Here is a 15,385-nt window from a genome sequence, read left to right on the forward strand (position 1 = left end):
TGGATTGGATTGTTACCGGGGTAGAGGGCCCTGTAACAGGTGGCTAATCTTGCCAGTTACGCTCACAATGTGGAAATTGGTGGAAATTGGTGGAAATCAGCCGTTTTCTAACGCTCGTTTAGCGGGGTTTCCAGACTTCGACTTCTTCTTCTGTGGCGGGGCTGCGCTTCTTGGCGCTGGTGGCAGGCCTGGCATTCCAGGCGGTAGAGCCATGCCCCTAGCCATATTCATATTGGGCATTCCCCCACCCTTACGCATCTGCTTCATCATCTTCTGAGCCGCCGTGAACTTGTCGACGAGAGCATTTACATCTGAAACTTTGCGACCAGAACCAAGAGCAATACGCGCGCGACGTGAACCGTTTAGAACTTTGAGATCGCGGCGCTCAAGCGGTGTCATTGATTGCACAATCGCTTTTGTGCGAGTGATCTCAGATTCATCGAAGTTCTCAATCTGCTTTTTCATCTGACCAGCTCCTGGCAACATTCCGAGAAGCTTGCCCATAGAACCCATCTTCGACATTGCTTCGAGTTGTTCGAGGAAATCATCGAGTGTGAAATCTTCACCGGCTATGAATTTCTCTTCGAGTTTCTTTGATGTATCGCCATCAAATGCTTTCTTGGCTTGTTCAGCAAGAGTTGCAACATCGCCCATGCCGAGAATGCGTGAAGCCATACGCTCGGGATAGAAGATATCGAAATCAGAAAGCTTTTCACCAGTTGAAGCAAACATGATTGGGCGGCCAGTAAGGGCTGCAATCGAAAGCGCTGCGCCGCCTCGAGCATCACCATCGAGTTTTGTGAGAACCACGCCATCGAATCCAACACCGTCTTGGAATGCTTTGGCGGTCCGCACAGCGTCTTGACCGATCATGGCGTCGACGACAAAGAGAATTTCATCAGGTTTAACCGCATCGCGAATAGCGATTGCTTCCTTCATAAGCTCTTCATCAACACCTAGGCGACCTGCGGTATCGACAATGACAATGTTGTGAAGCTTTGATTTCGCAAAGGCGATTCCATCTTGTGCAACCTTTACAGGATTACCAACGCCATTTCCTGGTTCAGGTGCAAAGACCGGAACTCCTGCGGATTCACCAACAACTTGAAGTTGATTGACGGCATTTGGGCGCTGCAAGTCGGATGCAACCAAGATTGGGGTATCGCCTTGCTCTTTATAAAACTTGGCAAGTTTTGCAGCGAGTGTTGTCTTACCTGCACCTTGAAGACCGGCAAGCATGATGACTGTTGGCGGATTCTTTGCAAAGCGAACGCGACGGGCTCCCCCACCAAGAATTTCGGTGAGTTCTTGATTTACAACATCAAAGATTGCTTGTGCTTGATTGGTTCCAGATTGAAGTGTGGGTAGAACCTCAAGAGACTTCTGGTGAATTCGTTCGGTGAATCCTTCGACAACTTCGAGAGCAACATCGGCTTCAAGTAGAGCCTGGCGGATATCGGCAGTTGTTGCATCGATATCTTTCTCGGAAATCTTTCCACGCGAGCGAAGCGCGCTAAAGGCGCCGGCAAATTTGCTGGAGAGATTGTCGAACATAGTGGTGGAACTCTACTTGAGCGCAGACCTCAAACGAGTTGCCACTTCATCAGCGCGTTCAGAGCTGAGCGGTCCCCCACCAATTTCTGTGACATACAAGGTGTCGATCGCTTCAGCGCCAAGGGTGGTGACGATTGCTGAGCGGATATCGATATTGCTCTTAGTGATGGAATCACCGATACCGAAGAGCAAGGCAGGTCGGTCATGGCTGCGCACTTCAATAATGGTTGCATCAGTTGCTGCATCGGCGAAGATATCGATAATCGGATCTGGCACAGGAATTGTCGGCAGTTGGGCATAAGCCTCAATGCGCTCTTCAATACGGCGGGCAAGTGAACTTTTGCTTTCTAGTGCATCATGAAGTTCTTGGTGCAACTTCTTCTCAGATAGCGGCGGTGCATGAGGATCTGGGATAACGATCCACTCCATCACCGCAGAATTTCCGTGAGACTTAGTACGTGCAGATCTGACATCCAGGCGCAAGAGATTGAGAACGCCAGCAACTATTGAGAGAAGTCCTGTCTTATCGGGAACGACAATTTCAATGGCATAAACGCTTTCGCGATCTTCGATAGATACAGCAAGAACTCCGCTCTCTGCCTTCTGGCGTTGATCTTCAGTCAGCTCGGGCTGCAGCGCCACTGTGTTATCGGTAATCGCTAGCTCTACGCGTTTTACTAGCTCTACAACAAGTGAAGCTTTCCAATCGGTCCAAGCTGCACGACCCGTTGCTTCTCCATCAGCGATGCTAAGTGCGTGCAAGAGTTCGAGTACTTGAAGATTTGGGATTACTTCAACAACTGATGCAATAGTCGCTGGATCATCAAGATCGCGGCGAGTAGCAGTAGCTGACAAAAGTAAGTGGTGCTTTACAAGTAACTTGATAATTTCGACATCTTCAGGATCGAAACCAATTCGCTTAGCGAGTGGTTCGATCAGGCGCATTCCGCGTTCTGAGTGATCTTCTTCTGTGCCTTTACCTATGTCGTGGAAGAGCGCACTAAAGAGCAGGATGTCAGGGCGATGCACTTGGCGTGTAAGTGCTGCGGCATGCACCGCTGTCTCAACCATATGGCGATCAACTGTATGTCTATGCAGAACATTACGCTGTGGCAGCGAACGTACCGCTTTCCATTCTGGAATCCAGTGAAAGATGATTTCTTCTTGATCTAGCGCTTCAAAGATCTGAACCATTGCTGAACCAGCGCCAATGAGTGAGATCAGGTTCTCACGCGCGTCACGGGGCCATGGATTTGGAAGTTGTCCCACGTTCTGGCTGAGGCTTGCAGATAGTCGTTCCAGTGAATCCATTGAAATCGGTAACCCCAGTTGAGAAGCCGATGCAGCAGCACGCAAACCGATAACGGGATCTAGTGCAAAATCTGCATCTCCACTTATGACAACTTCTTTATTTGAAACAGATATATCTCGAGATAACGGAGTAGAGCGAACTTTCTTCAGAAAACGGCCAGCGCCGTCCTTTCCTTTATGAGCCAGCCTGTACCAAGTTGAATCTAATAAGTAATCAACTGACCGAGCTGCTTGTGCAACGTCGCTCATAAGCGCATCTGCATCTGTGTAACCGAGATGTTCTGCAACTTTATCTTGCTCTTGAAAGAGCAAGCGATCCTTATCACGACCGCTGACTATGTGAAGCGCTTCACGGACATTGGCCAGAATGGATTCGGCAACGCTAATGCGTTCGATGGGTACCGCAATTGCAGATGATTTATGTATGGCGCGAAGTGAGGTGATATCGCGTAACCCACCGCGTGCTTCCTTTAAATCAGGTTCAAGAAGGTAGGCCAGTTCTCCGATGCGCTTGTGGCGTTCAGTCAGAGATGCCTCTAGTTCTTGCAATCTGCTCTTTGAATTACGGCGCCAAGATTCAAGGGCATCTACCTGCACTGCGGCGACTAAATCGGCACTTCCACATACAAGGCGAATATCAAGTAAGCCCATTGCGACTTTGAGATCTGAATCGGCGATATCACGAATTTCAGAGCGCGTGCGAACCGAATGATCAATCTTTACATTCTTATCCCACAGCGGGTACAGAATCTTATTTACAAGCTCAGAAAGTTCTTTTTCGAGAAGTCCTCCTGTATGAATAATGACGATATCTAAATCTGAACCTGGAGATAGCTCGCCGCGGCCGAAACCTCCGACCGCGGCGATTGCTACATCGTGCGGATTAGCGCCACTACTTGAGAAGAGAGAAGAAAGAAGCAGATCACCCTCGTTTGATCTATTGCGTCTTTCTCGTGTTCCCATGTCGCCAATCTTAGTTTGTCTTACGTGAATAGATGAAGAGACTAAATTGCGTCTGCTCCCTTTTCGCCCGTGCGTACACGAACAACCTGATCTACAGGAGTAGTCCAGACCTTTCCATCACCGATAGAACCTGTTGATGCTGCTTTGACGATGACATCTACTACTGATGCAGCGTCTTTATCATCAACGAGAACTTCGAGGCGGACTTTCGGAACCAGGTCCACGGTGTATTCGGCACCTCGATAGACCTCGGTATGTCCGCGCTGGCGACCAAAACCACTGGCCTCAGAGACAGTCATACCTGTAACGCCTGCAGCTTGCAGAGCATCTTTTACTTCATCTAACTTAAACGGCTTGAGAATTGCGGTAATCAACTTCATAGTGATGCACCTCCACGTGATGAGCTTGCTAGTTCGTATGCGGATTCAGCATGTTCCTTGAGGTCGATGCCTTCGATTTCAACTTCACGTGAGACGCGGAAGCCGATTGTCTTCTCGATTGCAAAACCAATAATCAGTGTTGCAATGAATGAATATGCAGCGACTACACCAACGCCCAGTGATTGCTTGACTAGAAGATCAGTTCCGCCGCCGTAGAAGATTCCATCGATTCCGATGCTGTTGACAACATGTGTGCCGAAGAATCCAACTGAGAGTGAGCCCCAGATTCCACCGACAAGGTGAACGCCAACGACATCGAGTGAATCATCGAAACCGAACTTGTACTTGATTCCCACTGCAAGTGAGCAGAGGATTCCTGAGATAAGTCCGATAACTACTGCAGCCCATGGGGCGACGAATGCGCATGCTGGGGTGATTGCTACAAGACCTGCAACTGCTCCAGATGCTGCTCCGAGTGAAGTTGCATGTCCGTTACGAATCTTCTCAACGAGCAACCACCCGAGTACTGCGCCAGCTGTTGCAACTTGAGTATTCATAAATGCAAGTCCTGCAATTCCATTTGCAGCAAGTGAAGATCCAGCATTGAAGCCGAACCATCCGAACCACAAGAGTCCTGCGCCGAGCATTACCAATGGCAGTGAGTGAGGACGCATAGATTCTTTGCGCCATCCGATGCGCTTTCCTAGAACGATTGCTAAAGCTAGGCCCGCGGCACCAGCATTGATGTGAACTGCTGTTCCGCCTGCAAAGTCTTCAAGACCTTTACCTGCAAGATAACCAGTGCCTGTAATCGTGTCGCCAACTTTGTTTCCAAATGCAAATACCCAGTGCGCAACTGGGAAGTAAACAACTGTTGACCAGATTGCAACGAAGATTGCCCATGATGAGAACTTTGCGCGATCTGCAATTGCACCAGAAATAAGTGCAGGAGTAATGATCGCAAACATGAGCTGGAATGCTGCGAACACAAGAACAGGAATTGGATAGACGCCACCGTTGTTGGTGAAGTCATTAACCATTCCTCCGAATCCGCTAAAGCCAATTCCTCCATACCAAGGTGAATCGGCTGAATGACCGAACGCTAATTCAAATCCGTAGATAACCCAGAGAACGCTTACGATTCCCATAGTGATCATCGACATCATCATCATGTTGAGTACGCTCTTTGTACGAACCATTCCTCCGTAGAAGAATGCCAAACCAGGTGTCATGAGAAGTACTAATGCAGTACTTGCTAACATCCAAGCGGTGTCACCACCGTTAAGAACTACGTCTTCCATATTTAATCCATTTCCAAAGATGAGGGGCACTCGTCGTTGAGATGGCGTAAAGATGCATGAACTGAGTTACATAGGAAGGATTTGCAGGTTAAGAAAGGGTCACAAAATGGCCCGTTGTGTTACGAGCGGGTTACGCGAGCAGGCCAGCGATATAGGCCTCAGGCTCGAATGGGGCGAAATCCTGGGCCGCTTCGCCTGTCCCGATGAACTTAATCGGGATATCGAGCTCGCTCTCGATTGCTAGGGCAACTCCCCCGCGGGCACTTCCATCGAGTTTGGTAACAATAAGGCCGGTGACTTCAACAGCTTCACTAAAGATTTTCGCTTGCGCCAATCCATTTTGACCGGTGGTGCCATCAATCACGAGGAGAACTTCAGCAAGTGGTGCGCCCTTTTCAATGACGCGCTTTACCTTTCCAAGTTCAGCCATCAGATCGCTCTTATTGTGAAGACGCCCCGCTGTATCAACAATCAGATATTTACTACCGAGTTCGACGGCTCGTTTTACGCTATCAAATGCGACCGATGCTGGTTCCGCGTTTTCTTTACCCGCAATGACTTCGACGCCAATGCGCTGGCCCCATGTTTTCAGCTGATCAACAGCTGCGGCTCGGAAGGTGTCAGCTGCTGCCAGCGTTACTGACTCACCGTTCTTGTGGAGCAAGGTGGCAAGTTTTGCAACAGATGTTGTCTTGCCGGTTCCATTAACTCCAACGACCATGATGACATTTGTTGAAAGATCGCTTCGTAGAGCACGTGGCTTTGATGAAAGTTTTGAAGTAAGAATCTCTTTGACTGCAGATTCAGCATCATCGCCACGCATCTTCTTCGATGCAGCAAGGAGTTCAGAGACAAGTGAAGGACCTAAATCCGAGGCAAGGAGTTCGACTTCAATCTCAGACCAATCCAGGGCTGAGGCAGTAGAAGTTCCGCGAACTTTGGCGATTAACCGATTGAAGAGACCCATCGCTTACAACCTAATGAAGTTAGGCGGTTTCAGATTCGCGCAGACGCTGCGAAATTACTTCTGTCACGCCATCGCCGCGCATTGTGACGCCGTAGAGCGCATCAGCGATTTCCATGGTGCGCTTCTGGTGAGTGATGATGATCAACTGTGAACTTTCACGAAGTTCTTCAAGAATTGTAAGGAGGCGACCGAGGTTTACATCATCGAGCGCTGCTTCAACTTCGTCGAGTACGTAGAACGGACTTGGACGTGACTTGAAGATTGCGACCAACATAGCAACAGCGGTAAGTGACTTCTCTCCGCCTGAAAGCAGTGAGAGGCGCTTGACGCGCTTTCCTGGTGGTCGTGCTTCAACATCAACACCGGTGTTAAGCAAATCATCTGGGTTGGTGAGGAAGAGGCGACCATCTCCACCTGGGAAGAGGCGCGAGAAGATATCTTTAAAGTGTTCGGCAACTTCTTCGTATGCTTCCATGAAGATCTGCTGCACGCGATCATCAACTTCCTTGATGATGTCGAGGAGATCCTTCTTTGTTCGCTTGAGATCTTCCAGCTGTTCAGCCAAGAACTTCAAGCGTTCTTCGAGCGCGTTGTACTCCTCGAGAGCAAGTGGGTTGATCTTTCCGAGCAAGGTCAATGAACGCTCAGTTGCTGCAAGGCGCTTCTCTTGTTGATCGCGACGATAAGGGATGAGTTCGGTGGCGACAATTTCGCCCTCTTCGGTTTCGATAAATGTTGGGACATCTTTATCAGGACCGTATTCAGCCACGAGAGTTGGGATATCAATGCCCAGTTCTTCAACAGCCTTGGTCTGGAGAGCTTCAACGCGCATACGTTGTTCTGCGCGAGCAATTTCGTCGCGGTGAACACTTGAGGTGAGCTGATCAAGTTCTTGTGTGAGTTCGCGGTTACGTGCGCGAACGGTGAGGGTCTCGCCTTCACGATCTGCGCGAGCGTTTTCAAGTCGTGTGCGCTCTGTCTGTGCCTTAGCGATAGAGCGTTCAATATTGATAAGTGCTTCATAGGCAGCTTCTGCGATTGCCTGTGAAATTACCGCACCCCGTGCGCGTGCACCACGACGTGAGACCGCGCGTTCTGAAGCTTCACGTTCAGCCTTTGCAGATTCTTCAAGGGCAAGAGCGCGCGCTGCAATCGATGCCACTCGTTCTTCAGAGGTGCGCACAGCAAGTCGTGCTTCTACTTCTGCAGTACGGGCATTTGATACATCGTTACGGAGAGATTCTGCGCGTGCATGATCAGGTTCTGCAATCTCGCCATGGTTCTGCATCTGATTTGAAGCAATTGAAAGCTCGTTCTCATCGCGTGACTTTGCAGCAGTTGCCTCATTAATTGCAACAGTTAGACGTTCAACTTCAGCAGTTGCAGATTTTATGTTCTGTCCAGAGACTGCAAGTTGTTCTGTAATTGCTGCAATGCGAGCATCAGATTCGTTGAGTTTGCTGAGCGCAGTATCAAAGGCAGCTTGTTTTGCATCTACCTCTGTTGCAGCTGTTGAGATTTCAAATTTAAGTCGATCGCACTTGTGATTCAGATCTTCGAGCTTCTTTGCCAGATCATCGACAAGCGCCTTGATTTCGATCAGTGAAGTAGAAGAAGCGGAACCACCACGTGCACGGTGAGATGTAATGACATCACCATCACGTGTAACAACGGTTACATGTGTGTGCTGGCGAAGGATTGATTCAGCATCCCTTGCATTTTCAGCAACGACTGTTGTTGCAAGAAGTGAAGCTAGAAGTTCTGAGATTTCAGATGAGCGAACATGACTAAGAAGTGATGTTTGGCCTGAAGGGGTTTCACCACCTGCGCGTTGACCTGGTTCATATACCAAGACATCTGCCTGACCCAAGTTCTCGCTGCGAAGAGTTGTGAGCGCACTGACAGCAGATGAAAGATCCTTAACAACTACTGCATCTGCGAGTGAGCCAAGTGCGGCTGCAGTTGCTGCTTCCCAACCAGAATCAATCTGGATGAGAGAGGCAATGCTTCCAAGAATTTGCACGCCACGGGAATCACGGATGAGAGCAGCTGCCCCATCTCGCGAATCGGATGTAAGGCGCATTGCTTCAAGTTTAGATTCCGTGGCATTGCGTTCGCGATCTGCAGCGCGTTCAGCATCAACAAGTTCAGCGTGAGCTTTCTTGGCTACATCGAGTGAATTCTTTGCGCCTTCGAATTGTGAATCGAGACCTTGTTCGCCGGCATCGGCGTTTCCGATCTCCATCTCAAATTTTGCATAATCGCTCTTCGCTGAATCAACGCGTGACTGCGCTTCTGCGCGAGCTGCTGCAAGTCGAGATATTTCTTCGGTGATTGCTTCAAGGCGGGCAGCAAGAGATTTGATATGTCCCTCTTGGCGCGCAGTACCTTCACGTTGATCTGCAATTGCGCGCATTGCGGCAGCAATAGTGTCTTCTTCGGCTTTGAGTGCAGCTTCTGATGTAGCAAGTGATGCAGTCGATGCAGCTAGCGCGTTCTGCGCTTCAACAACTGCCCCACGAAGTTGGGCTTCTTCTTGGCGAAGAGTTGCTGCTTCTTGATCGAGCGCTTCAGGATCACGTCCTGCGCTGCGCGCTTCTTCAGCTTCTTCAGCAAGGAAGCGTGAGCGTTCTTGCGCTAGAGATTGAGTTCCGCGGAACTTCTCGCGAAGACCGCTGAGTGAATAGAAGTTCTCTTGCGCCTTAATAAGAAGCGGGCTTTCAAAGGCAGACTGTGCGTCGAGCTCTTCTTCGCGACGACGTACCTTGTCGAGTTCGCCTTCAACATCTGCGCGACGCTCGCGTAGCGCGTTCTCGTCTGCAACTTCTGCGTCCAGTGTCTTTGATAGAGAGATGTAATCATCGGCAAGCAGACGCAACTTCGCGTCGCGTAAATCAGCTTGGATTGTTGCCGCCTTCTTCGCGACTTCAGCTTGCTTACCCAATGGGCGTAGCTGGCGACGGAGTTCGACGGTGAGATCGTTTACGCGAGCAAGATTTGCCTGCATCGAATCGAGCTTACGAATTGCCTTCTCTTTACGCTTGCGGTGCTTCAGCACGCCTGCAGCTTCTTCGATAAATCCGCGACGTTCTTCAGGTGTTGCCATCAAGATTGCATCAAGTTGGCCCTGGCCAACGATGACGTGCATCTCGCGACCGATACCTGAATCGCTCAAGAGTTCTTGGATATCAAGAAGACGTGATGCTTCTCCATTGATCTGATATTCGCTCTGTCCATTGCGGAAGAGAATGCGAGAGATAGTTACTTCGGTGTAGTCGATAGGGAGCGCGCCATCGGTGTTATCAATTGTTACCGCAACTTCTGCACGGCCTAGTGGTGCACGACCTGAAGTTCCGGCGAAGATAACGTCTTCCATCTTTCCGCCGCGAAGTGACTTTGCACCTTGTTCACCCATAACCCAGGTGAGTGCATCAACGACGTTTGATTTTCCAGAACCGTTAGGACCGACCACGCAAGTGATTCCGGGTTCGAGACGAAGAGTGGTCGCCGAAGCAAAGGATTTAAATCCTTTGAGGGTGAGGCTCTTCAAATACACGCGGTTAACCTATCGTTGCGCGAGCCATTGGTATAAAAGCGACTCGGTTCAAGTTCTACTTGAGGGTTTGTCTTAACTGCAGGGTTTTGACTAAGAAATCTGTTGTTGCGAAAGTAATTCGAAGGCGGTGCGCGCAGCAGATTGTTCTGCTTCTCGCTTGCTCTTTCCAAGGCCTTCTGCAACTGCTTCACCCAAAACCATTGCGACAGCAGTGAAACTCTTATCGTGATCTGGGCCGGTTTCTGTCACTACATATTCTGGTGATCCTTTACCAAGTGAAGCAAGGAGTTCTTGGAGTGCGGTCTTTCCATCAAGTCCTGCGCCTTTTGCCATCGCACTTTCGAGAGTATCGGCGATTAATCGGTTAACGACAGTTGTGCATTCGGCGAAACCGCGTTCGAGATAGATAGCGCCAATGAGAGCTTCAAGTGCATCGGCAAGAAGAGAGTTCTTATCGCGGCCATTGGTGACTTCTTCGCCCTTTCCAAGGCGGATGTACTTACCTAAATCGAGAGTTCGAGCGATATCTGCGAGCGCACGCATATTGACGATGCCAGAGCGAAGCGGAGAGAGACGACTTTCGTCGAGATCTGGATATTTAAGATAGAGCTCTTCAGTAACAATGAGTCCAAGAACAGAATCACCTAGAAATTCAAGGCGTTCGTTAGTGGTTGTAATACCTGTTTCATACGCAAAAGAGCGATGGGTAAAAGCTAACTCGAGCAGTTCAGGAGAAAGTTCAACGCCTAATTGCTCAAGAAGTTTTGAGAACAGATCAGACCTCGAGAACCTGACGGCGGTTGTATGTACCGCATGTAGGGCATGCAACGTGGTTGAGCTTTGGAGCCTGGCACTGTGGGCAGGTTGAGATTGCTGCAGCAGTTGTCTTCCACATGCTTCGACGTGAACGTGTCTTCGAACGAGACATCTTTCGCTTTGGTACTGGCACGGTAGTCGTCCTTAATCTTCTTAGGTTTTACGGAGAGCTTCAACAAAATTGCCGCTGCTATGGGCGTAAGTATCGCTTATTTATCGGTTTTGCCAAAATCGAGCTTTTCAAGGCCTGACCAGCGGGCATCTATGACCTCGTGGGCATGGTCCTCAGCCAGGCTCGCCCACTTCTCGCCACAGTCTGGACAGAGGCCTAGGCACTCCTCCGAGCAGAGGGGGTTCACAGGCAAAGCCAAGATGATGGCATCGATGATGGGGATCTCAAGGTTCATGACATCGCCCTCCATCTGGAGTTCATCCTCAACATCGAGATCAATATCGTCTTCTTCGCGGCGCTTCTTACGACCCTTTTCATTGGTTGGTTCGTATCGATAAAGCTCTTGAATTTTACGTTCGACAACTTGTTCGACGGTGTCGAGACAACGAATACATTCGCCGATCGCAACTGCGTAGATATCTGCGCTAAGTAGTACGCCTTCGGTAACTGATTCAAGGCGCACATCGGCTTCGATGACATCGCCTTCAGGAACTGCAATAAGTGGAACGCCAATGCGTGCGTTAGCTTCAATATCGAGCTCGTACTCCTTGAGCTCCCCCGCACGACGAGGTAGCTCGTGGGTGTTAAGCAGGAATGGGTTGGCTTTCTTAGTCATCAGAGTTGAGCTGCGAAAGAATATCTTTATCGTCAGCACCCTCAAGGCGTTCGCGACCGCGTGCAACAGCTTCCATGGTCTTATTGAGAATTACTTCAAGAGTTGCCAGGCGTCCATCGATATATGCCTCAACTTCACGGCGCTCATCTTCGGCTACATCGCGCGCTTCATCGAGAATGCGCTGGGCTTCATCACGAGCTGCTTGAACGATAGAGGTCTGCTCGACCATGCGAGCGACATCTTCGCGTGCAGTCGCAATCATTGATTCAGCGCTTGTGCGCCCCTCTTCAATAATTTGGTCGCGCTTTGTAATGATTTCTTCGGCGCCAGATAAATCGGCAGGGAGAACATCGCGAGCACCTTCGAGGATTTCAAGCATCTCACCGCGATGGACGACACATGAAGCAGAGAGTGGAACGCCACGAGCTTCTTCAACGATTGCAATCGCAGTGTTGAGTTTTTCGATTGAGTCCATTGTCATTTCTGTACCTCTGCTCTTGCTTTCAGTGCTGCGTTGACATTTGCCGGAACCATTGATGAGACATCGCCACCGTAGTGTGCGAGTTCCTTCACAATGGATGAAGATAAGAATGAGTGGGTGGGAGATGTAGCCATAAACATGGTTTCAACGCCAGATGCTTGGATATGTACTTGCGCCATCTGAAGTTCGTAGTCGAAGTCGGTAACGGCGCGAAGGCCTTTTACGATTGCCTGCACGCCATTCTTCTTGCAGTACTCGACGAGGAGTCCGCTTCCTGAATCAACGCGCACATTAGGAAACTTCTTCACATTTTCAGCGATCATGTCGATGCGCTCTTGGACAGAGAAGAGCCCTGATTTATTGCGGTTAACGAAGACTGCAACGATTACCTCATCGAATTGCCCACTTGCGCGCTCGATGATGTCGAGGTGGCCATAGGTGATGGGATCAAAGGATCCTGGGCACACAGCGCGTTTCATAGTGCAAACGCTAGCAATGATTGCTGTGGTTATCCATTTTCGCCATCAACCAGCGTGGGAGCCCCGTAGAAGATTGTCGCCTGACCGTAATTCTTTTCACGTATCGCTTCTAATCCATCAGGCCATGAAATCTCTTTCACTCGTGAATTACGTTCGATAGCAATGAGTGCTTGTGGATGTAGATAGCCACCATCACGTAACTGAATAAGTGTTTCTACAACATCAAGGTCATCGACTTCATAAGGTGGGTCGATATAGATGAAGTGATATTGGTGAGCAGCTTTATCTTGCAAGAATCGATGAACGCTCATCGCATAAAGATGGAAAATTCCGGGGCAATGCGCACTCTTCAGATTTTCATGATTGCTTGTGATCGCTTTTGCAGCAGAGTCATCCTTTTCAACTGCATGAACAATTGAGGCCCCGCGAGATAGCGCTTCGAGAGCAATAGCACCGGTTCCTGCATAGAGATCGAGAACATTGAGTCCATCAAAGTCACCAAATTCAGAGGCGAGTGTAGAAAAGAGCGCTTCTCGAGCACGATCTGATGTCGGACGAGTGGAAGAGGAAACTGCGTCGATAGTGCGACCTTTTGCAAGCCCAGCAATGATTCGCATCTTTACGCCTTATCTATATATTCGGCTGCAGCATCAGCTTGAATCTGTGCAAGTTCCGCAGCCAAGAGTGGGTATTGTGAAGTATCGGATTCGATAATTGTAGTGGCGTCAATGCGCGCTTCTTCAATCATTGATTCATCGCGCAATACTCGAAGTAAACGCAGATGAGAACGAGATCCCGATTGGCTGGCTCCTAAGACATCGCCTTCACGGCGTTGCTCGAGATCTATTCGAGATAGTTCGAAGCCATCGAGAGTTCCGGCAACGGCATCAAGGCGTTCGCGTGCAGAACTTTCAGGTTCAGCGTTAGTGACAAGAAGACATAACCCTGGAGAAGTTCCTCGACCTACGCGTCCACGTAACTGGTGCAATTGCGAAACACCGAATCGATCGGCATCCATGATGACCATCACTGTTGCATTCGGGACATCTACGCCGACTTCGATAACAGTTGTTGAGATCAGAACATCAATCTCTTTATTGGCAAATGCCTGCATAGTCGAATCTTTGAGCTCTGCGCTCTGCCTACCGTGCAAAGGAGCAACCTTGACCCCCTGCAGCGCTCCCCCGGATAGCAATGGGCCAAGCTCTTCGACCGATACAATCTCTGTAGAGGTTTCTCCCATGAGGAAATCCATATCGCTATCTTCAGAAGTTCCTGCGGCGATACGTGGAGCAACAATGTAAGCCTGATGTCCTTGCGAAACTTCCTCCTTAATCCGCTCCCATGCGCGTTCAAGGAAGCCTGGCTTTTCAAGAACTGGCACAACATGCGTTGTGATTGGCTGACGACCTAGCGGCAGTTCGCGCAAAGTAGAAACATCGAGATCACCAAAGACTGTCATGGCAACGGTTCGCGGAATAGGCGTTGCTGTCATCACCAAAAGATGCGGCGGATATGTTGCTTTGCTCTTCAACGCATCGCGTTGTTCAACACCGAAGCGATGTTGTTCGTCAACAACGATAAGACCCAAATCTTTAAAGGCGACGGTCTCTCCAAGCAGTGCGTGCGTTCCGATAACAATGCCTGCAGCACCTGATGCAGCAAGTGCGAGTGCTTCTTTTCGTGACGCTGCGTTCTGAGACCCAGTAATGAGAGTGACTTGGGTAGCAATATCTGAGCCGCCCAACATTCCACCTTGTGCAAGTGGGCCAAGTAATTTCTGCATGGTGCGAAGGTGTTGGGCTGCTAACACTTCGGTAGGTGCAAGCAGTGCCGCCTGTCCCCCGTTATCAATGACGGAAAGCATCGCTCGGAGCGCAACTACCGTCTTACCAGAACCAACTTCACCTTGCAGCAATCTGTGCATGGGATGCGGTTGTGCAACATCGCTTGCAATCTCTTCAGCTACAGCGCGCTGGCCCGCAGTGAGTTGAAATGGCAGCAATGCATCGAAGGCATCGAGCAGGCCGCCAGTAATTGGTGGTCGTGCAACTGCATCAAGATTCTTTAACTCTTTTCTGCGAGTGAGCAGAAGTAACTGCAACATAAACGCTTCATCAAAAGTAAGACGTTGACGTGCCTTCTCTGCGCTATCTAGATCTACAGGGTTATGAAGTTGAACGAGCGCTTGATGCAGCGTGGGATATCCATGCTTTTCCCGCACAGATTCAGGCAGATAATCAGGTACCTCATCAAGGGATCCGATTGCGAGCTCAATGCATTGTGCAATTTTCCATGAAGGCATCTTTGAACTGGCTGGATACATCGGAAGATATTTGCCGGCAAATCCTTCAACAGCAGCATCTACGTCATTGCCATCGGGAATTAATTCGTAATCAGGATGAGCGAGCTGACGCTTGCCGTTAAAGACACCAACTTTGCCCGCAAAGAGTCCCTGCTTGCCTACTTTGAGATCTTTTTCGCGCCACGCTTGATTGAAGAAGGTGAGCGAGAGTTTCGCAGAACCATCGGTGACGATTACTTCAAGAATATTTCCCTTGCGTGCATGAAGTCGACGGCTGGTTGCGCTAAAGACTTCAGCGAGAATGGTGACTTCATCACCTTCGTTGAGTTCCGAGATATTTGAGAGTTCGCCACGAACTAGATAGCGACGTGGATAGTGATGGAGTAAATCCCCGACAGTGACATACCCAAATAAATCGCGGAGCACCTTTGTGGTGCGATCGCCTAAGACTCCAACAAGTTTTGAGTCGAGGGTGGCCATGCGC

Annotated in this window: 13 protein-coding genes; all 13 read right to left on the reverse strand. The window is 49.6% G+C overall.

Features of this window, described 5'->3' with window-relative positions:
* Positions 1–96: 96 nt before the first annotated feature.
* The gene (ffh, locus tag A1sIA56_RS04205) at positions 97–1,554 is read right to left on the reverse strand and encodes a signal recognition particle protein (protein ID WP_095673695.1); all 1,458 of its coding nucleotides are present in this window, start codon (positions 1,552–1,554) and stop codon (positions 97–99) included.
* A 12-nt stretch (positions 1,555–1,566) separates the two neighbouring features.
* Positions 1,567–3,936 (reverse strand): [protein-PII] uridylyltransferase, encoded by a 2,370-nt coding sequence (locus tag A1sIA56_RS04210; RefSeq protein ID WP_320410418.1) that lies wholly within the window; start codon positions 3,934–3,936, stop codon positions 1,567–1,569.
* Positions 3,870–4,208 carry a P-II family nitrogen regulator gene (locus tag A1sIA56_RS04215; RefSeq protein WP_095673697.1) on the reverse strand — a complete coding sequence of 113 codons (339 nt, stop codon included), beginning with the start codon at positions 4,206–4,208 and terminating at the stop codon, positions 3,870–3,872. Before A1sIA56_RS04215 ends, A1sIA56_RS04210 begins: the two co-directional genes overlap by 67 nt.
* Positions 4,205–5,509, reverse strand: a complete 1,305-nt coding sequence (locus A1sIA56_RS04220; protein WP_095673698.1) for an ammonium transporter — start codon at positions 5,507–5,509, stop codon at positions 4,205–4,207. The genes A1sIA56_RS04215 and A1sIA56_RS04220 overlap by 4 nt, the downstream gene beginning before the upstream one ends.
* 130 nt (positions 5,510–5,639) lie before the next feature.
* Positions 5,640–6,476: a signal recognition particle-docking protein FtsY gene (gene ftsY, locus A1sIA56_RS04225; protein ID WP_095673699.1), complete on the reverse strand. Its 837-nt coding sequence runs from the start codon at positions 6,474–6,476 to the stop codon at positions 5,640–5,642.
* A 19-nt stretch (positions 6,477–6,495) separates the two neighbouring features.
* Positions 6,496–10,032: a chromosome segregation protein SMC gene (smc, locus tag A1sIA56_RS04230; RefSeq protein WP_095673700.1), complete on the reverse strand. Its 3,537-nt coding sequence runs from the start codon at positions 10,030–10,032 to the stop codon at positions 6,496–6,498.
* 90 nt (positions 10,033–10,122) lie between these two features.
* Positions 10,123–10,758 carry a ribonuclease III gene (gene rnc, locus A1sIA56_RS04235; RefSeq protein WP_420021862.1) on the reverse strand — a complete coding sequence of 212 codons (636 nt, stop codon included), beginning with the start codon at positions 10,756–10,758 and terminating at the stop codon, positions 10,123–10,125.
* Between the two features lie 49 nt (positions 10,759–10,807).
* Positions 10,808–10,981, reverse strand: coding sequence for a 50S ribosomal protein L32 (gene rpmF / locus A1sIA56_RS04240; protein ID WP_095673701.1), 174 nt, complete (start codon positions 10,979–10,981; stop codon positions 10,808–10,810).
* Positions 10,982–11,057: 76 nt separating this feature from the next.
* A complete protein-coding gene (locus A1sIA56_RS04245) occupies positions 11,058–11,636 on the reverse strand; it encodes a YceD family protein (RefSeq protein WP_095673702.1) in 579 nt (192 codons plus the stop codon).
* The gene (locus tag A1sIA56_RS04250) at positions 11,629–12,117 is read right to left on the reverse strand and encodes an ATP synthase subunit B family protein (protein WP_223298405.1); all 489 of its coding nucleotides are present in this window, start codon (positions 12,115–12,117) and stop codon (positions 11,629–11,631) included. Before A1sIA56_RS04250 ends, A1sIA56_RS04245 begins: the two co-directional genes overlap by 8 nt.
* Positions 12,114–12,596, reverse strand: coding sequence for a pantetheine-phosphate adenylyltransferase (coaD, locus tag A1sIA56_RS04255; protein ID WP_095673703.1), 483 nt, complete (start codon positions 12,594–12,596; stop codon positions 12,114–12,116). Before coaD ends, A1sIA56_RS04250 begins: the two co-directional genes overlap by 4 nt.
* Before the next feature lie 29 nt (positions 12,597–12,625).
* On the reverse strand, positions 12,626–13,213 hold the full coding sequence (gene rsmD / locus A1sIA56_RS04260; RefSeq protein ID WP_095673704.1) for a 16S rRNA (guanine(966)-N(2))-methyltransferase RsmD: 588 nt from the start codon (positions 13,211–13,213) through the stop codon (positions 12,626–12,628).
* 2 nt (positions 13,214–13,215) lie between these two features.
* The gene (gene recG / locus A1sIA56_RS04265) at positions 13,216–15,381 is read right to left on the reverse strand and encodes an ATP-dependent DNA helicase RecG (protein ID WP_190276985.1); all 2,166 of its coding nucleotides are present in this window, start codon (positions 15,379–15,381) and stop codon (positions 13,216–13,218) included.
* Positions 15,382–15,385 lie beyond the last annotated feature (4 nt).

This window comes from Candidatus Planktophila sulfonica (assembly GCF_002288065.1).
Classification (GTDB): Bacteria; Actinomycetota; Actinomycetes; order Nanopelagicales; family Nanopelagicaceae; genus Planktophila; species Planktophila sulfonica.